Genomic DNA, 19,365 nt, shown 5'->3' with positions numbered 1-19,365 from the left:
CATTCATTGACTCGATAAACAGGAGGAAACACTACCTTGAACGATCAAGGTAGTGCCGATTCTTTTTTTAAATATTAAATTTTGCTTTTAAGCTTGATAATCTTTGTTTAGATTCTTCTTGTTTAAGCGAGCGCTCAGTGATTCTCCGCTTAGCAATTTCTTTGCTTCCGTTAAGAAGCAGTGCTTCAACATAATTAAGGAAAATTTCTTCATTGTCCACTTCTTGGTTCATTACCCGACTATAGGTCTCAACAGCGTCATCAGTGTTTCCTTGCTTCACCTGAATCTGTGCATAGGTGTCGACAACCGCTGGCGAATTAGGATTCAAGTCAAAAGCTCGCTTAGCCAAGCCCGCGGCTTCATCTAATTGACCCTCTTGGGTTAATAGGTACGCTAAATTGTTGAGGACAACCGAATTGTTTTCATCTAGTTTTAGCGCATCTTGATACATATTGATTGCTGTATTTTTATCGGATTCTATTTTCTTCTCTGCGAGGAGCATCATTACTCGAAGGTCGTTGGGATTATTTTCCAAATAGGAAGACAATAGGCTACGCGACTCTGCCTCTTGTCCACTTAAGTCATATGCTTGTGCTAGTAGGAAAACACTTTTGGTACTTGGGTTATCATCGTAAGCTGCTTTTGCGTCATCAACAGCTCCTTTGGCATCACCTTGTCGTAATTTAATTCTCGCGGTCACTCCTCGCACCAAAGGAAGATTTTTCACATTCGGGTTGAAACTGTCAATTAAGCTTTGAGCTTCCTCAACTTTACCAGTCATGATAAGGAAGTAACTTTGTAGCACTTCCATTTGAGGATCGTCACGAGACTCCAAATAGTCCTGCGTTAATGTTAAACCTACTTGGTAATCGTTTCGACTATCTAACAACAATAGTTTACCCATGGCTGCATCTCGGTTATTTGGAGAAAATGAAAGCCATTTAGTATAGTGTTCGTCTGCTTGAGCAAGCTTGTTAAGACGCAATAAAACGGTTCCCTTAGTTCCCCAATATGCAGTATCAAGGGCTTTGTCCTCCGTTACTTTATTCAAGGTATCAAGCGCATTTTCATACTCAGATTGCTGAACATAGACTTGAGAAAGTAAAACCAATAACTGATTATTTTCAGGTGTTTTACTCAACTGACTCAATATTGGTTCCAAGCCTTCATCAGGAGAACCTTCTCTGTTTTTCAGGGCATAGTAAGCCGTTAGCGCAGGCACATAATCAGGGCTTTCCTCCAACAACTGTTCGAGTTTCGAAATTGCGGCTGGAATATCTTCTTTTCTTAACTCTAAACCAATGAGTGCCATCTGTACTTTGGTGTTATTTGGCGCGATTGCAGACGCACTAAGAAACTCGGATTCCGCTGTTACTAAGTCATTATTTCTCAGAGCCACTTCACCCGCGAGTAAGAAGCCTTCAGGAAGGTTACTTGCCTCCTTCTTCCACTCAGAGGCCAATTCACTGGCCTTATCAAGTTGATTAGACGCCATATATGCGGTCGCAAGTGTACTTTTGGCAGTCACTGATTCAGGGGACTTCTCTACTGCACTTTCCAGATCTAAGATACCATCGATGTTGTTAACACTCAGCTTTAAGACACCCAGGCGAGTTAAATCATCCGTGTCATCGCTAAGTCCGTCCGAGCGCTCAATTATCTCTACTGCCCTTTTGTTTTCGCCTCGTTTTACTAACTCATAACCCGCTTTTGAAAACAATGTCGCATCGTTAGATGTCAGGTTGCCAAGCCTTCCTAACAAGTCTGATGCTTCAGATGTCAGACCCGTTTGCAATTGGCTTGCAGCCAGAATTCTGAGACCAGGATGATTATCTGGTAATGACGTCGCGATAGTAGATAAATGTCCAACGGCACCTTCGAAGTCGGCTTGTTGATATGCTGAATAGCCGGCAACGAGTCTTGAAATTGGGTCTACACTGCCGTTGTTGATAGCAATTTCAGAATACTTCTGGCCGTTCACAAAGTCCTGATCTGCCGCACGAACGATGCCTTTAAGTTTATTCAGAAGTGCATTTTTATCGTTTATTTTTAGCAAGGTATCGACATGAGGCTCAGCCTCATCGCTTCGATTGAGGTCTATTAACATTCTGGCCAAAATAAACCTTGTTTCTGCGTCTTCAGGCTCAGCTTTGACATATTCCGCGTAGATATCTGCCGCTTCCGTTGGTTGCTCATTTACCAAATATAGTCTGGCAGTCAGACTCAGTAGATCTTTATTTAGGGGAGCTTGCTTTTGTAATTCGATGCTCTGCTGAAGGGCATCTTCATTCTCTTGCTCGATAATTAATCGTAGAACGCCAGCCAACCCCTTATAAACAGAGCTAGTTTCTAATGCGAGGATGTCCTGGACGAGCACTCTTGCTTCTTCTACTTTATTGAGTTGTAAGAGAGATTGCGCCTTTAAAAAGCCAACCTCAGCTTTTTCGACGACAGTGAGACCTTCCATCTCATGATCAAGAGCTACGAGCGCTGTGTTGGCGCCTGTTCTTTGGTAAGCTCTGGTGAGTAATGGGAGAACCTCAACCTCAGGATAACCAAGGTCTTGAGCTCTGCTGAGTTCTTTCTCTGCGGCTTCGAAACTTTTTTGTTCCAAATAAATTTTACCGAGTTCAAATCTAGCGCTAGCTAATTTCGGATCAAGTTGGATAGCATTCTTTAATTCGACAACAGCTGCGCTGACGTCTCCTTCAGCATAGAACTCCTCTGCTGCTGCGATATGCTCTTGGCTAGTTTTTTGAGAACACGCGGAGAGAAACAACGAGATGAGTAAAACAACAGCAATACTTGTTTTCTTTCGATTTTGACCGCTTGAAAGCGTACTGCCTAACTTATTTTTTATTCGATTGATGAATTTTATCTTACTCATTTTAACTAATATCCTTTTATTTTCCGTCAATATATTTCTTATTCGATGCTTTTTCTCTTCTATTTTTACCGAAGAAATGCGCTTAAATAAAGAGCTGAGGGCATATCTTTTCTTTTATCTCATGCGTTTACAAACTAAACAATAGTAATGATAGCAAGTTATTACTATTTCTTATATAATCCTTTCTTTATGAAGGCTCTCGCATCCTCTCTGCAATGCCCCCACTCTCAGTCTATCAGGATACCCGATGACCGACACTGTCGATGTTACATTTAAAGAACTAAATCTGCCAACGCCCTTACTACAGGCGTTAGAAAAAGTTGGCTATGAAAAGCCATCACCAATACAAGCCAAGAGTATTCCATTATTACTCGATGGTCACGACCTTTTGGGCCAAGCTCAAACAGGTACAGGAAAAACAGCTGCATTCGCATTGCCAATGTTAGCAAACATAGATCCTGATGAAAGTTTCACACAATTGCTGGTCTTAGCACCAACAAGAGAGCTAGCAATTCAGGTTGCTGAAGCATTCCAAGTTTATGCGAGCTTTTCAAAGAAAATTAGAGTATTGCCTGTTTATGGCGGTCAGTCCTATGACAACCAAATTCGCCAACTTAAACGTGGTGTGCAGGTTGTTGTTGGAACACCAGGTCGAATTATCGACCACATCAAACGCAAAACGCTTAAATTAGATAAGTTACGATTCCTCGTCCTGGATGAAGCAGATGAGATGTTGCGCATGGGCTTTATTGACGATGTTGAGCTTATCTTAAGCCACGCTCCAAAAGAGCGTCAAACAGCCTTATTCTCAGCAACCATGCCGGACGCAATCAAGAAAATCACTAAGCGTTATTTGAATGATCCACAGCATGTTAAAATCGAATCAACAGTATCAACGGCAAGCATGATTCGCCAACGTTATTGTCAAGTTGCTGGTCATCATAAATTAGAAGCACTGACGCGTATCATGGAAGTCGAAGAATTTGACGGTATGATTATCTTCGTGAGAACGAAAACAGCGACGGTTGAACTTGCTGATAAGCTAACTGCTCGTGGTTATGATGTAGAACCATTGAATGGCGATATTCCTCAGAACGCAAGAGAAAGAACCGTTGAGAAATTGAAGCAAGGTACCATCGATATCTTGGTTGCGACTGACGTTGTTGCTCGTGGTCTTGATGTAGAGCGTGTGAGCCACGTAATCAATTTTGATATCCCATATGATACAGAATCATATGTTCACAGAATCGGTAGAACTGGTCGTGCTGGTCGCAGCGGCGATGCAATCTTGTTTATTTCCCATAGAGAAAAACGTTTGTTGTTTGCTATCGAAAAAGCAACCAAACAACGCATTGAAAACATGGATATACCATCCATTTCAGAGCTGAATAAATCTCGATTGGTGCGTTTCAAGCAAAGCATTGTTGAAGCGATGACGGATGAGTCAATTGAATCTTATATTCCAATTGTAGAATCAATCATGGAAGAGACTGAAGCATCTCCAGACGTTGTGATGGCGGCTTTGGCTAAAGTAGCTCAAGGTGATGAGCCACTCTTGTTGAAAGAGTCTGATCGTCCAGATTTGCACAGTAAGCCAACGTTTAATGACCGTGACTCTGGTCGTCGTCAAGGACGCAACGAGCGAACTGAACGTGGTAGGAATGACAGGAACGATCGCAAGCCAAGAGCGCCGCGCGGCAAGAGTACGCCGGATGAAGGTATGCAAAGGTTTAGAATCGAAGTCGGTCACACCCACGGTGCTAAACCGGGTAATATTGTAGGTGCCATTGCTAATGAAGCGAATATCAGCAGCAAAAATATTGGTGCGATTGAGATCTATGACAACTTCACTACAGTAGACTTGCCGAAAGGCATGCCAAAAGAAACGAAAGATACTTTGGCAAAAACGCGTGTTGCAGGTCAGCGTTTGAATATCAGAGAATGGTCTGATACGCCACCCAAACGTAAAAAGTAATACTAAAAAGCCACTTCATGTGGCTTTTTTTATATCTGTAAATAACAAAATTCCGAAAATAGGACACACCTATTTTCGATATCTACGAAGTTCTTCAACAATTTTCTTACTGCAGTTTTAATAACTTAATGGGTTTAAGTGGAAGTGACTGAATATCGGTGTGTCCAATTTAGCTCACCATTCGAATCTGAAATAAGAGGTGTGTCCAATTAAGTTAGAATATGCTTCACTCCGTCATATTCTTAAACGAAATAACAATGACGAAAATAGTGCTGTATTTGAATAAAAAAGTTATTCATAATTCAAGCACGTTAACTTATGCGAAAAACGATGAAGTACTTTCCAATATTTGTAGATGCTGAACATATTCACTGCCTTCTTGTTGGGGCAGGTGAAGTAGCTGCGCGCAAATGCGAATTGTTGCTAAAAACACCTGCGAGGATAACTATCGTTTCTCCTTGGGTAAGCGACACGGTAAGCCGCTTAGCCTCTGAACACAAACAAATCACACTGATTGAGCGTAAGTTTAAAGACCCTGATATTGAGGGTAAACAAATGATTTTTGTTGCAACAGATGATGAGCAGGTCAATAAACACATTCATGACATTGCACATGCAAAAAACTTGTTAGTGAACGTTGTCGACAACACGCCGCTTTGCAAATTCATCACACCGTCAATAGTCGATCGTTCACCAATTATCATTGCAATGAGTAGTGGTGGCGTCGCACCTGTCCTTCTTCGTTATATTCGTCAAAAGCTTGAGAGTGTTATTCCGGCAAATATAAAACTGCTGGGTAATTTTTCAGAAAAATTCAGAAACAGGGTTAAAGGCGCTTTATCTTCGGTTACCGATAGACGATATTTCTGGGAGGAAGTCTTAGATGGTGATATCGGTGAGTCTGTCCTTCAAGGAAACGATGAGTTAGCGGAAGAGAAATTAGACAAGGCCCTCATTGCGTATAAAAATGGCAACAAACCTGCTGGACAGGTCTATTTAGTCGGTGCTGGCCCAGGTGATCCGGATCTACTTACATTCCGTGCGCTAAGGCTTATGCAAAAAGCCGACATCGTTGTTTATGACCGACTTGTAAGTCCCGACATACTAGAGCTGGTGCGCAGAGATGCAGAAAAAATTTACGTTGGTAAAGCGAAGAGTAATCATACAATTCCCCAAGAGGAGATTAACGAACTTTTAGCGAAAGAGGCACTCGCTGGCAATAGAGTTGTTCGACTGAAAGGCGGCGACCCATTTATATTCGGCCGAGGCGGAGAAGAGATTGAAACCCTAGTGGAACATGGCGTTGATTTTCAGGTTGTTCCGGGTATCACAGCCGCTAGCGGAGCGGCTAGTTATGCTGGCATACCTTTAACGCATCGCGATCATGCACAGTCGGTCACCTTTACCACGGGACATTTGAAAGATAATACAATCAATCTTAACTGGCCAGCATTAGTTCAACAAAATCATACACTTGTTTTCTATATGGGCTTAACTGGGCTATCAATTATTTGTGAGAAGCTTATCGAGCATGGGATGTCCAAAACGATGCCAATTGCCCTTGTCCAAGCTGCAACCAGAAGCGACCAAAAAGTTGTCACTGGAACTTTAGAAACAATAGTCGATAACCCTACTACGGCGACTTTAAAACCCCCTACCTTAATTATTGTTGGAACCGTGGTAGAGTTACACGAGTCTTTAAATTGGTTTACGCAAGGGAATGTTGACCACTAGCCAAATAGGTTAATGTCATCATGTTCAAAAGCTTTGTTTATTTACTGTTGTTAACACTCTGCATAGCTCATTCGCAAGCGGTTAATGCTAAGCAAACATCCTTTTCTCAAATGCGCACGGTTGACGGGCGGAGTTTTGACTATAAGTGGCTTGATAAAAACAACGAAGTACAAATACTCTCTTTTACTATACCAAACGAGACTCTTCTTACACTTCCTGAGTCTGCGCCTGCATATAACCCAATATTAGCCCAAAATTCAATTCGGCGAGCACTGATGACCTATGCAAAAACAGTAGATCCACGGCTTGCTAAAATCTCTATAAAGCAATCAGGTGGCTCAATCCAAATGCAAGTAACCGCCCCAACTAAAGAAGATGCTGAAGCAATAAACAAAAAACTTGGCGAACAGTACGCTGCAGCAGAGAATGCTTACATGTCCAAGCACTATTATGTCCCCTTTAAAAATGAATTTGGTCAAGACTTTATAAAACAAGACCATAAACGGTATGCGCTGGAAAGTGCTGACGGCATGCAGGCAATTGTTAAAGAAATAAAAAAGCACCTATCTAATCCCAGAAATCCGAACGAGTTTATCGATTTCGCTTTATCTTGGCTGCAAGCAATTCCATACGACACGCTTGAGAATCGTGCTTCATCAAACGGCTCTGGTTTTGCTTCACCACGACAGTTGCTGCTGGATAACAAGGGAGATTGTGACAGTAAATCAACCCTGTTTCTTGCATTGATGAACGCATATAACCCTAAGCTACAAACGTCTATGGTCTACCTACCCAACCATGCTTTAGTGGGAGTCGTATTAAAGCCAAAAGACGACCAGCAGTTCATCACTGACGATGGAGTGCGTTTTGTTTTAGCCGAGCCAACAGGGCCTGCTCAATATAGCCTGGGTGAAATTGATAACAAGAGTGAGCTGGCTATCCGCAATAGACAAGTGAGCCTCGAGCGCTTCTAGTCGACTCTTTGCAATAATTGGACACACCTATTTAACTTTTCTCAAAAACAGGTCTAGCTATTTTTCATTTAATTAAAATAGGTGTGTCCAGTTTGGATCCAGTTTGGATATTCATCTCTTATCGTTCTTAGTTCGAAATAGGTGTGTCCGATTTGGGGGCTTTACACAAATTTGTGTTCATTCACCAAGTAAAGTTGCAGTTAGCAAGCTAAGGCACTATTGTTGAATTCGTAACAAGTACAAACAATAACAACAACATACCGCACAGTGTCATTAACTATTTAAAGACAGAAGAATAAGAATGATTTCAACAAAACAAACTTTTGGCTCGTTGGCGCTCGCCAGCCTGCTAACAATAAGCTCGATAAGCTTTGCAGATGACAATAATCCCGAAGCGAAAAAAGAAGAAAAACCCTATGCATCTTGGGATGTACTGAACCCTCCGATGGAATTGAACAGCATCGACATATCTACTGACGAGACCACTTGGTCAAGTTTGGACGTTAGTCCGGATGGAAAGCGATTTGTTTTTGATATGCTTGGCGACATCTTCATAGCCAGTGCAGAGGGTGGCGACGCAGAGCCACTGACACAGGATTTCGCTTGGAATATCCACCCAAGCTTTAGCCCCGATGGCAAACAAGTAGCATTTATATCTGATCGCGACGGCTTATCAAATGTGTGGGTGATGGATACCAACGGCGAGAACTTACGCCAAATCACCAAAGAAAAATCAAACCTAATCCATTCTCCGAAATGGAGCCCCGATGGCGAGTACATCGTTGTCACGAAAGGTATTATGTCGCGACGTAGTATTCCCGCAGGCGAAATCTGGCTCTATCACAAGAGTGGTGGTAGCGGCTTAGCGATAAAGGAACGCGTAAACGGAAAGGCTGACCAAAAGAACATCGCGGACCCGGCATTTTCGCCCGATGGTCGTTACATCTACTTCAGCAGAGATATCACTGGCGGTTCAACCTTCAGTTATAATAGAGACGCGCTTCAAGGTCTCTTTGGTATCGTAAGATATGACCGTCAAACGGGTGAAGAAGAAACCATCATTTCAGGTACTGGTGGAGCTGTCGTTCCAACCCCATCTCCCGACGGGAAATACATTGCGTATGTTCGCAGAGTGAAGCACCAAACAGCACTATTTCTAAAAGAGTTATCAACGGGTGATGAAATCCCTCTCTTCCTTGACCTTGAACGTGATATGCAAGAAGGTTTTGGAACCGAAGGTTACTTTGCTTATTTTGATTGGACACCCGATGCTAAGAACATCATGTTTTGGACTGGCGGCAAATTCCATACAATCAACGTAAAATCAAAAGAGCTTAAGACGCTTGAGCTCACTATTAAAACCACCGTTCAATATGCTGATGCTTTACGTTTTGATGTTGATGTTGCTCCAGACAATTTTGATGTTAAGGCTATTCGGTGGGCTCAGAAGTCACCTAACGGAAAAAGCATCTTGTTCCAAGCACTTGGCAAGTTGTATGTAAAAGACATCAAGTCAGGTAAGACAAAGCGCTTAACCCGACAAGATCAACACGACGAATACTATCCACGTTATTCAAATGACGGCAAACTGATCGTCTACACCACTTGGAGTGATGAAGGTCAAGGAGATATACGCACAGTGTCATCTCGAGGCGGTAAAGGCAAAGTTGTCAGTCTCAGTAAAGGGCATTATATCGAACCTAGTTTTTCCACTGACGGCAAGCTAATTACCTACCGTAAGTTTACCGGCGGATATTTGCTCGACCCAAGTAATTCAACCGAGCCTGGCATATATGTTTTAAACCTAAAAGAAAAAACATCTGAGCGAGTTGCGCGCAGAGGTGTTGAACCTCATTTCAGCGCAGGCAACGACCGCATTTATTTCACTGAATCAGTAGGTGGAAAGCCTTACCCAGAAACCCAGTTTTCCAGCGTAAACTTGCGTGGTGAGGATAAGCGAGTTCACCTTTATGGAGCCGATAAAGTCAGTGAATATCGATTATCTCTCGATAAGAACTGGATAGCCTTTGTAAACCAATACAACACATTCGTTGCACCTTTTGCCGATAATGGTAAAAAGATTTCTATCGGTCCAACGATGTCTTCACTTCCAGTTAAACAACTTTCAGCTCGCTCTGGAAACTATATGACATGGAGCCCTGATAACCAATCAGTCGGTTGGTCACATGGTCCTCGTTATTTTGAGCGCTCGCTTAGTGAAGCATTTGATTTCATCGCAGAAGAAGGTGCCGAGTTACCAGAACCTGTTAATGAGGGAATGGATCTAAGCTTTGAGAAAGAGTTCTTTGTACCTAAGGGATACAAGGCAATTGTTGGCGGCAAAGTCGTCACAATGAGAGATGCCGACAATACCCAAGAAGTCATTGAGAACGGCGTGGTGCTGATTAAAGGCAACAGGATCGAAGCCGTTGGCACAGCTGATGATATCTCCATTCCAAAAGGCGCGCTTATTGTCGATGCCAAAGGAAAAACAGTGATTCCAGGCTTAGTCGACACGCATGCTCATGGACCACAGGGTCGTAGCGAAATTATCCCCGAACAAAACTGGACTCAATATAGCAACCTGGCGTTTGGCGTCACTACCATTCACGATCCCTCAAATGATACAACTGAGATTATGGCAGCTAGCGAACTACAGAGAGCAGGGCAACGTATTGCACCAAGAATCTACTCCACTGGTACTATCTTATACGGTGCCGAGTCACTGCGAGTGAAATCGATTATCAATGATTATGATGATGCTTTTTATCACGTGAGACGACTTAAAGATATCGGCGCTATTTCAGTCAAAAGTTATAACCAACCTAGACGAGACCAGCGTCAACAAGTGCTCGTTGCGGCAAAAAATCAAGACATGATGGTTGTGCCAGAGGGTGGTGGTAAATTCCAGCAAAATATATCGATGCTAGTTGATGGCCACACCGGGCTGGAACATAGCATCCCTATCGCAAACGGGTATAACGATTTGACCCAATTGTGGGGGGCAACTAAGTTTGGTTACACACCTACTTTTGTTGTGGCTTACGGCGGGTTGACAGGCGAAACCTATTTCTACGACCGCAGTAATGTTTGGGAAAACGAACGCCTCATGCGTTATACACCAAGCTTTATAGTAGATCGTCGTATCCGTCGTCCTAAAGCACCAGATGAACATTATAATCACTACCCAATTGCTCGCTATGCTAAAACGCTGAGAGACAATGGCGTAGGCGTGCATATTGGCGCGCACGGACAGCGTGAAGGTTTAGGTGCACATTGGGAGTTATGGATCATGGAGCACGGCGGCTTCACTCCATTTGAAGCACTAAGAGGTGGCACTATTGACGGTGCGAGACACTTAGGCATGGATAAACAACTCGGTAGCATAGAGGTTGGTAAACTCGCTGATCTAGTCGTTATTGACGGAGATGTGCTCAATGACTTGTCACGCAGTGAATATGTTGAGTACACCATTATTAATGGTAGAGTATTTGAAGCGGCAACCATGAACGAGTTAGGTGAAAAAGAGAAACGCTCACCGTTTTTCTTTGAAAAGCACAATAACCTGTTTATGCCGAAACAAACTCAGCAAGAAATGGATGCCAAAGCGCATACTTATCACTGGGTTCATTAAGCTTCTAAGTGACTTCAAGCTTGAGGTTTGAATAGCTAAAAAAGAAAGATAAGAACGCACATTCTCATATGTGCGTTTTTTTTGCGCCAAACAAAATTATGTTCGCTTATTTTGCTTTGATTTTACTTTTTGCCGTCTAACCTGGCCAATAAATAATCTCAAAATTCCAAGCATGATCATTTACCATCTGATTTCATTGTGTTTTTTCATTCAATTAAATAGTAACCACAAAATAAATATGGACTTTAAACAGCCTTTCAATTTTGAGACAAAACGCATAAATGTCCCAAAATTAGATCATTTTGTCCCAAATTTGAACGTCGATTTCAAACTTCCTGTGTAGTCTTGCAGTCAGTCAAAAGGATGTGAGCAAGATAAAGGAATAGTTCAAGCATGCAGTATTCGAATTCATTATTTCGAGAAGAAGCGATAGAAGGTCAGCATAGGGACAAGCTGGGAAATGCACTACGGCTGCCCAGTCCCCAACACCTAGTGGTGGTGTGTTTACTTCTTTTGGTAACGGCAAGCTTTATTTATTTACTCATAACGCATACCTACACTAACAAGGTAAGTGTCGTAGGATGGCTCGTTGCTGAAAGAGCTAGCGTCGATATTTATCCGATTGAACAAAATAGTCTTCTTGGTGATATCCCCGTTACCTCTAACCAAATAGTCTCGAAGGGAGAAGTACTTGCCCATCTTGTTCGCCCCAACTCTCAATTGAGTGGCGAAATTGCTCATCACAAACAACTCGACTCTATAAAAAAACAACTCTCGCTACTTAACCAACAGACCGAATTAAATTCACGCCAATACCAGCAAAACCTTTTACAGAATAAACAGTTGATGGGCAATCTAAACGCACAGCTGTCTACAAGTAAGAAGCGATTGTTACACTTAGAGAGCTTACTGTCTCTGCATAGCGCACAAGAGAATGAATTGTATTCGCTCTATCAGTTGGGCAGCGTATCAAAAACGGTTTATCAGCAATCTCAAGAGAAAGGCTTACAACTAAAAGTCCAAGTAAGTGAAGCAGCCCTTGCACTCCAACAATTAACGCAATCGCAAACTAAAGCCCGCGCGAATCAACAGGTACTTCAAATCAAATACTCAGAAAAACGCGGGAACTTACTCAATCAAATTGAACAAACGAAGCAAACCTTATCGTCGGTCAATGGAGCAGATACATATTCTCTCTTGAGCCCTATTGATGGGATCGTCAGAAATATACAAGTTGAAAAAGGTGAGCGCGTCAACCCAGGCAACTTCATGATGCAAATAAGCCCTCTGAACCGTGAGGTGAAAGCGCGAATGTATGTCCCATCCAGTCATTCGGGGTTTATAGCAATAAACCAAGTTGTTGGTTTAAAGCTCAGTGCTTTTCCGTATCAAAAATTTGGTATGGCAAGCGCAAGCATTCATGAAGTATCAGAGGATGTTCTGTTACCCCAACAAATAAAAGAGGTGCCATTTGTATTGCAAGGTCCAGTGTTTATTGCAGAAGCAGCACTCACTTCGCAAACACTGAGTGCTAATGGCAAGCAAATACATCTAAAAGATGGGATGCTGTTTGAAGCTGAAATCGAACTTGCTGAAATGCAGCTTTGGGAATGGTTACTCAAACCGATTCTCAGCTTGAGAGGTACAGTGTAATGCAGAATAATAAGGACACTTCTCTTTATCGTTTATTACGTTTCACTGCACGTAGAAAGGTAAACCTCGTTCTGCAAGCTGAAGCCAGTGAATGTGCGCTAGCATGCTTAACAATGGTTGCTAACTATCATGGCAATGCGATGACGATTGATAGACTTCGCCTGACCAGCCAGATATCGATTCAAGGTAGCGATTTAAGTAGTCTATTGAAACAAGCGGCTCAATTGAAGCTTTCTGGCAGAGCGCTAAAAACAGAATTGCATGAATTATCGGAACTAAAAACGCCAGCAGTCTTGCATTGGAATTTCAATCACTTTGTGGTCCTTCTCAAGGTGAAAAAGAAATATTGTGAGATAGCGGACCCAGCTATAGGTATTCGGAGGGTCCCAATAGGCGAGGTGAGCGATTGCTACACCGGTATTGCCGTCGAGCTCCATCCAACGAGTAACTTCGTTCGCGCTAAAGCTAATCGGCAGCAGAAGCTGAAGCTAAGCCACTTTATAAAACCTAACAGCGGTATCGCGTCGCACTTAACTACTCTGTTAATACTCAGTGTGTTATTACAAGTCTTTGCGATTGCCTCTCCTTTTTATATGCAGACCGTTATTGACGAAGTGATCGTGAATTCGGATACGAATCTGCTAACAGTGATCGCTATTGCATTTGTATTGTTATTGCTTGTTGATACATGCACCGTGTTTCTGCGGGATCGTATCATGTTGAGATTTACCAATTATCTCAATCTACAAATGGCAACGGGTGTATTCGACCATTTGCTGCACCTTCCGGTGAGTTACTTTCAAAAACGCCATTTGGGTGACATAGTGAGTCGATTTTCAGCCCTACAACAAGTGAGAGCGGTGCTGAGTTCAGGTATTGTCACGGCTCTTATTGACGGCGGTATGGCTCTTTTGATGCTTGGCGTACTTTTTATCTACTCGCCGACACTGAGCTTGCTCGTTCTGTCTGTATTAGCCATTTATGCTAGCCTGCGCTGGGCATTGTTTAATCCAATGAAGCGTCAACAAGCAGAAGTCATTCAGAGCCAAGCAAATGAAAACACTCACTTTATGCAAAGTGTTAGAGCCATAAAGACCATTAAACTCAACAATAAAATGGCACAACGTCACTCTCAATGGCTCAATCAATTGGCGACGGCCATGAATAAACAGATCACCCTAGCTAGATGGAACATAAACTTTTCTAGCACAAACAAAGCCTTGTTCGGTGTAGAAAACATCTTAGTTGTGTACTTAGCGGCAGAGCTTGTAATGAGCAACGCTTTTAGCATAGGAATGCTATATGCCTTCATCAGTTACAAAAACCGCTTCATTGCCTCAGCTGACAGCCTTGTTAATAAGTGTCTGGAATTCAAAATGCTACGAGTACACTTGGACAGGCTCGCTGACATCGTCCTGACACCAGTTGAATCTCGCCCTAGTACTGATGAATCACTACCTCTTGGGGTTAGTGATATTAATAGTCAAAAAGCCCGTCAATCTGCATTGGAAATACACAATTTATCATTTAAGTATCACGAAAGCTCACCATGGATCTTCCAGAACATCAGTTTTAGCGTCCCAGCTCTCAGCACGGTGGTGATCATCGGCTCAAGTGGTAGCGGAAAATCCACACTGTTTACTTGCTTAATGGGTTTAAACAAAGCGACGACAGGCTCAGTTAGAGTGAACAATCTAGTGTTAGACAGCACCAACCGTCATCTACAAGACTTCGCAGCAGTCATGCAGGATGACCAGCTTCTTCCTGGCTCTGTGCTGGATAACATTACAGATTTTGCTGAGCGAACAGATATTAACCTTGCCTTGAAAGTGAGTGAAGCAGCATGCCTGCATGAGGACGTACTAGGCATGACTATGCAATACAACACACTCATCGGAGACATGGGTAGCTCACTAAGTGGAGGGCAGAAACAGCGCTTATTGTTGGCACGCGCCTTATACAAGCAACCGAAAGTTTTGTTTCTTGACGAAGCGAGCAGTCACTTAGATGTGAGTACCGAAAAGCGAGTAAATCAGGCTTTGAGACAACTCAATGTCACCATAATTATGATCGCTCATAGACCAGAAACCATTGCGAATGCCGATATCGTGCTTTCGCTCAACCACGGCAAGTTGACACAAATCGACAATCGTTCACTTGCTAATTCAACCAAGTAGTACATCAAAAAAGGAAAAAACTGATGGATATCATAACGCTAATACAAACTCTATCGAAAAGAGAGAAGGAAATAGTGATGAAAGTTATTGAAGGATCGTCAAATAAGGTGATAGCAAATGCACTTTTTATTAGTGAAAGGACTGTTAAATTTCACTGTGCAAATATTTACCGAAAACTGAATATTCAAAACCGAACGACATTAATTGCGCAATATTATCGAGCGATGTATTCAAGAGCTTCATAATTGTTTTGCTGAGAAAAGTGAAGGCGTTCAGTGTCTAATTGTTCGCCTCACCTTTTCTTTTAATCTCGGCTGTTTACTTCATAAATTAGGTCCAGAGTACTATTCAATCCGCTAACCGCCTCTAGATATAACTGAGGCAATAACTGATAGTGAACGCTTACCTCGCTTACTGAATCGAACACACCGATACCATAAGTCACTTTGACACCTTCAGCCAGTTGCCCAGAGAGTTGAACTTGAGTTTTGTTACCTTGACCCGCCGTTTGTAAGTTGAGATCTTTGACTCCGAGTTTACGACCTAAACTGCCTAATCCGCTCTCACTTTGACCCACACCGAAACTCACGAGTGCATTCACCAACATCGTATCTGAATCGGACTTTTCTGTGCTATCTGAATTCAAACCTGTTCCACTGATTAGATAAGAAAGCTGTTCTGCTTGCTCCATTGATGGTTCCGAAAACAAGGCAACTCTCGGCGTGATCGCGTTACCACTAACTCTGATCCCAGCGATAACCTCGTCACTGGTATTCAGTGGGTTACGAATAGCTTCTATATCGAAGGCTGGCACGTCTGGCTGACCGCTGAAGGAAATATCCCCTTTTCTTATTTGCAGAACTTGCCCATAGGCTGCATAGTCACCTTTTAAAATACTGACTAGCCCGTTAACGCGAGTGTTTTCAGAATCGATTTTCACATTCAAATTACCACTTAGTTCGGCTTTCAAGTCAAGTGCATCCAAACGGACTTCGCCTTTTTTTTGCTCATCCACTTTTATGTTTAAGTCAATATCAAGTGGGATACCTGCATTTTGATTAGGCCGTTTTTCATCTACAACAAGAATATCTGCATTTGGAGACTTTGCGTTGGGTGGCAGATCCTTAAGTTTAATACGTGCATACGGAATATTTACACCGCCCGTCACTGACAGTAATTCAGGCGTCATATTAATTTGCATATCAGGTGAGACATGAAAACGATAAGTCTCGTACTCTATATCGAGTTTATCTCCTGAAATGTTTGCGCTAGCGCTTATGCCATCGGCAAAGTCGATTGCTCCTTGGATGCGACCCCTGCCCTGCCCTAACTTAAACTGTCCGTCGTATGTCGCGCTGAAGCCGTCAAATACAAGCTCTTGGTTGTACTCGGAGAGACGAATGGGATAATCACTTAATCCAACAGCAGCATCCTTGATCTTAAGTTCACCGCCTAACGAAGGCTTTTCTAGCGCTCCGCTAAATGCCAAGTCTGCATTTATTACGCCCTCTAAACGCTGAACATGGCTTGTGAATGGCGCAAACTGTGACAACGCCAAATCGGACACACCTATTTTGCCGTTGTGCGTTCTTTTCTCGCTTTGTAAGAGCAACAGACTTTCAAGGTCAATTGCGCCCGCCGCTTCACTAGATAAGCTGAGGGTCGTATTTATCTGTTCGCTTGAGCCTGAAACAACTGCGTTTATTTTTTCAATACTGAGCGCTTGTTGCCCAGCAACCAAAATATTATCGCTAGCATTCAAGTCGAGAGTAAAATTAACACCATCGTCTTTTGACCACATAACTGCGGCATCCACGTTCACTTCTAGGTCAGATTTAGCGACGTTTATTTCAGTTAAGAACGCTCCCATGCCTGAGTTCATAATTTGATAATTCAAACTCACTTTGGCATCAGCATTATTTTCATCAACTTTGATATCGTCTACACATAGTTCATCCGCTCTGCCTCTCCAGCAATGTGCTTGAAGCTGCAGTGAAAAAGGCTGTAATGTAACCGTTAACTGTGGTGTAGATTGCATTTCCAACTCAGCCAATGCTGTATTAATTCGCCCTTCCAACCACTGACCGTTCCATCGAGTTGTATTGCCGTCTCTAAGTAACTCTCCATCTAAGACTTGTCGAGTCTGGAAGTCACCTTCCGGAATATCTAAAGACAAAGACTGATTGACTTCATCACCCTGAAGGCTTAATTCCAATTGAGGTATGGCGACTCCTGATGAATACAATTGCGACAAATTCAGTTTTATTTCAGAAGCGAGTTTTTGCGCAAAATCGACATTCGCTTGCAAATTCAATGAATCCAATTGATGCTCTCCAAGCACTATCGACTCCCCTTTACCAGTTAAGGTAATTGTTGGAGCTTCGATTGCGCCCTGTATTTGGCCTTGCAAACTAAGCGCGCCTTCTAGGGATGGGTAAATATCTTCAAATGAATTAAAATCAAAATCGAACACCAGAAGACTGCTGTCGAGCTTACTTGAGTTTTGCTTTGATACAGTTGTACTTTGCTGAGCTGCAAAATTTTGCTGCTCTAAGACACTTTCAATAGCATCTAAAGCTTTTTGACTATATAGCTGCCCGCTTGCTTTCATCACGTTTTCTGATTGATTCAACAAAAACTCTTCAACAAAGATATTACCACTCTTATCCAAACGCAGGTTCAAAGCGGACTTAAAAGGTAGCTCTTGCCATGAGCCATCAATTGCGGCGTCAGAAATACTCGCCCACTGGGTGACTTCATTGAGCGTAACAGTGTGAGGGAGCTCACCACTAAACATGCCCATAAGATCCGTTGATAGATAACTAGGATCTAATTTTTCAAGTCCTAACAAGCCTTCTAGCGTTAACTCATTGAGTGACGCATTCGTCTCTACAAACACTTTTCCTGCATAACTCAGCTTCCCTATGTCTCCAGAAATAAGTGCTTGTTCGATATTTACTAGACTTTCTTTCGTTTTCGGAGATATCAAGGCATCAACATAGACATTTGAAACACCCATGACCTGTTGGCCTTTGCCCTCGACGGAAACAGCGTATTGGTTGATATCCCCCACTACGCTCGCCCTCAAATTGGACACACCTATTAAGGGTTCTAATTGCTGTTCAGAAACCCCTGGCAACAAATTGGTTAACGAAGCTTTTGCGCTTTCGTTTATTCCATTGAATGCAAATTCAATATCTACTGGCAGTTCTGCCTGAGATACCTCTAAATTCAAACTGGCATCAACAATGTTTTGTTTTGCCGCTGCATGCTTGAAATTGAGAAATGTCTGAGATTGGTCTCCAGATATCGCAATTACGAAGCTATCCGCACTAGTAGTTTTAGGTGTGTCCGATTTCGGTTTACCTTCAATACTTTTAGCGCTGCTGTTCGGTTTGATTTCGAGCTTAATATCATGGCGAAGCTTGTCAGCAAAATTAACGGTGGCCGAAGTCATTACATCGAGTGGCACAAAAATAGGTGTGTCCCGTTTGTCTTCAAAAGAAGAAAAAGTGAGCTTGCTGCTTAGCTCTTGTTTTTTTATTTGAGCGCCAATGTTCAGCGAAGACAAACAATATAGATTGCTTGGTAATAATTCCGTATGTTTAAGGACGCAGATATTGTTGATTCGGGTATTAGCTAGCTTAGCTTGAATCGGCACGAATACCCGTGGAAGCGTGATGGGGTCATATTTGAAATTGCCCAGCTTCGCCAACCATTCTCTACTCTCGCTCTCACTTGGCGCTATTGTTGGTTCAGGCACTTCAGACTGCTGTGGAATATAATAATTGAGCTCACCTAAGGTCAGCTTTTTTATCTCTAGTACCTTCTCAAATTGCAGAGCAAGTGCGAAATCTTTCGCGTCCAAAAGCAAAGTTTCATTCTGAAAAATATTCAGCTCATCAAGTGATAATTCATGCAATCTAATCATCACAGGCAAAGTGATAAGTTCGGAAATAGGTGTGTCCGATTTAGGGGCGGCTTCAGTTTCAGAGAGCGCTAACTTGATTTTGCCTAAGTCGATATTGTTTATGCATACTTCAGCGCTCCATAAGCAGCTTAGGCTGAGGTCTACCTCTGCCTTGTCTGCATCGAGTTCTAGGCCTGGCTGGCGAACACTGATATTCTTGAGTTTGATAGATGAGTACAAGCTTCCTGAGTCATAGTCTATCGATATTCCCGCATCCATTTCATTGAGCTTATTCACACCAAATTTGATACCCATAGGCGACAGCAACAACGCTGTGATTAATATCAGCAGTAGCACCAGGGTTAGGAATGCCCAAGATAGACCTTTCAACCATTGATTTAGCTTAATTGATTTCAACATG

9 protein-coding genes are annotated in these 19,365 nt (G+C 42.5%); 7 read left to right on the top strand and 2 right to left on the bottom strand.

Translation table 11 applies throughout. The annotated features are described in order from the left end of the window. Window positions 1–67: 67 nt before the first annotated feature. Entirely contained in the window at window positions 68–2,887 is a 2,820-nt protein-coding gene (prsT, locus tag RM544_RS11075; protein WP_311361857.1) for an XrtA/PEP-CTERM system TPR-repeat protein PrsT, read from the bottom strand. A 247-nt stretch (window positions 2,888–3,134) separates the two neighbouring features. Here prsT and RM544_RS11070 point away from each other — a divergent pair, with 247 nt between their 5' ends. The 7 genes from RM544_RS11070 (at window position 3,135) to RM544_RS11040 (ending at window position 15,279) form a co-directional block, all read left to right on the top strand. After that, window positions 3,135–4,862 (top strand): DEAD/DEAH box helicase, encoded by a 1,728-nt coding sequence (locus tag RM544_RS11070; protein WP_311361856.1) that lies wholly within the window; start codon window positions 3,135–3,137, stop codon window positions 4,860–4,862. A gap of 330 nt (window positions 4,863–5,192) precedes the next feature. Next, the gene (cysG, locus tag RM544_RS11065; RefSeq protein WP_311361855.1) at window positions 5,193–6,596 is read left to right on the top strand and encodes a siroheme synthase CysG; all 1,404 of its coding nucleotides are present in this window, start codon (window positions 5,193–5,195) and stop codon (window positions 6,594–6,596) included. Between the two features lie 20 nt (window positions 6,597–6,616). Beyond that, the gene (locus RM544_RS11060) at window positions 6,617–7,570 is read left to right on the top strand and encodes a hypothetical protein (protein ID WP_311361854.1); all 954 of its coding nucleotides are present in this window, start codon (window positions 6,617–6,619) and stop codon (window positions 7,568–7,570) included. A 301-nt stretch (window positions 7,571–7,871) separates the two neighbouring features. Beyond that, window positions 7,872–11,204 carry an amidohydrolase family protein gene (locus tag RM544_RS11055; protein WP_311361853.1) on the top strand — a complete coding sequence of 1,111 codons (3,333 nt, stop codon included), beginning with the start codon at window positions 7,872–7,874 and terminating at the stop codon, window positions 11,202–11,204. A 393-nt stretch (window positions 11,205–11,597) separates the two neighbouring features. After that, on the top strand, window positions 11,598–12,857 hold the full coding sequence (locus RM544_RS11050) for an HlyD family secretion protein (protein WP_311361852.1): 1,260 nt from the start codon (window positions 11,598–11,600) through the stop codon (window positions 12,855–12,857). Continuing rightward, the gene (locus RM544_RS11045; protein WP_311361851.1) at window positions 12,857–15,034 is read left to right on the top strand and encodes a peptidase domain-containing ABC transporter; all 2,178 of its coding nucleotides are present in this window, start codon (window positions 12,857–12,859) and stop codon (window positions 15,032–15,034) included. Before RM544_RS11050 ends, RM544_RS11045 begins: the two co-directional genes overlap by 1 nt. A gap of 23 nt (window positions 15,035–15,057) precedes the next feature. After that, window positions 15,058–15,279 carry a helix-turn-helix domain-containing protein gene (locus tag RM544_RS11040; RefSeq protein ID WP_311361850.1) on the top strand — a complete coding sequence of 74 codons (222 nt, stop codon included), beginning with the start codon at window positions 15,058–15,060 and terminating at the stop codon, window positions 15,277–15,279. Window positions 15,280–15,338: 59 nt separating this feature from the next. Here RM544_RS11040 and RM544_RS11035 read toward each other — a convergent pair whose 3' ends face one another. Continuing rightward, the gene (locus tag RM544_RS11035) at window positions 15,339–19,364 is read right to left on the bottom strand and encodes a translocation/assembly module TamB domain-containing protein (protein ID WP_311361849.1); all 4,026 of its coding nucleotides are present in this window, start codon (window positions 19,362–19,364) and stop codon (window positions 15,339–15,341) included. Window position 19,365: the final 1 nt, after the last annotated feature.

This window comes from Brumicola blandensis (genome assembly GCF_031846165.1).
GTDB lineage: Bacteria > Pseudomonadota > Gammaproteobacteria > Enterobacterales > Alteromonadaceae > Glaciecola > Glaciecola blandensis.
Note: the sequence above shows the minus strand (reverse complement) of the source record. Positions and strands in the feature narration are given on the sequence as shown.

What these genes read in the sequence shown, in the direction of transcription:
- prsT (WP_311361857.1), bottom strand. Translation starts at nt 2,887, where the DNA reads ATGAGTAAGATAAAATTCATCAATCGAATAAAAAATAAGTTAGGCAGT.
- RM544_RS11040 (WP_311361850.1), top strand. Translation starts at nt 15,058, where the DNA reads ATGGATATCATAACGCTAATACAAACTCTATCGAAAAGAGAGAAGGAA.
- RM544_RS11045 (WP_311361851.1), top strand. Translation starts at nt 12,857, where the DNA reads ATGCAGAATAATAAGGACACTTCTCTTTATCGTTTATTACGTTTCACT.
- RM544_RS11070 (WP_311361856.1), top strand. Translation starts at nt 3,135, where the DNA reads ATGACCGACACTGTCGATGTTACATTTAAAGAACTAAATCTGCCAACG.
- RM544_RS11035 (WP_311361849.1), bottom strand. Translation starts at nt 19,364, where the DNA reads ATGTTGAAATCAATTAAGCTAAATCAATGGTTGAAAGGTCTATCTTGG.
- RM544_RS11050 (WP_311361852.1), top strand. Translation starts at nt 11,598, where the DNA reads ATGCAGTATTCGAATTCATTATTTCGAGAAGAAGCGATAGAAGGTCAG.
- RM544_RS11055 (WP_311361853.1), top strand. Translation starts at nt 7,872, where the DNA reads ATGATTTCAACAAAACAAACTTTTGGCTCGTTGGCGCTCGCCAGCCTG.
- RM544_RS11060 (WP_311361854.1), top strand. Translation starts at nt 6,617, where the DNA reads ATGTTCAAAAGCTTTGTTTATTTACTGTTGTTAACACTCTGCATAGCT.
- cysG (WP_311361855.1), top strand. Translation starts at nt 5,193, where the DNA reads ATGAAGTACTTTCCAATATTTGTAGATGCTGAACATATTCACTGCCTT.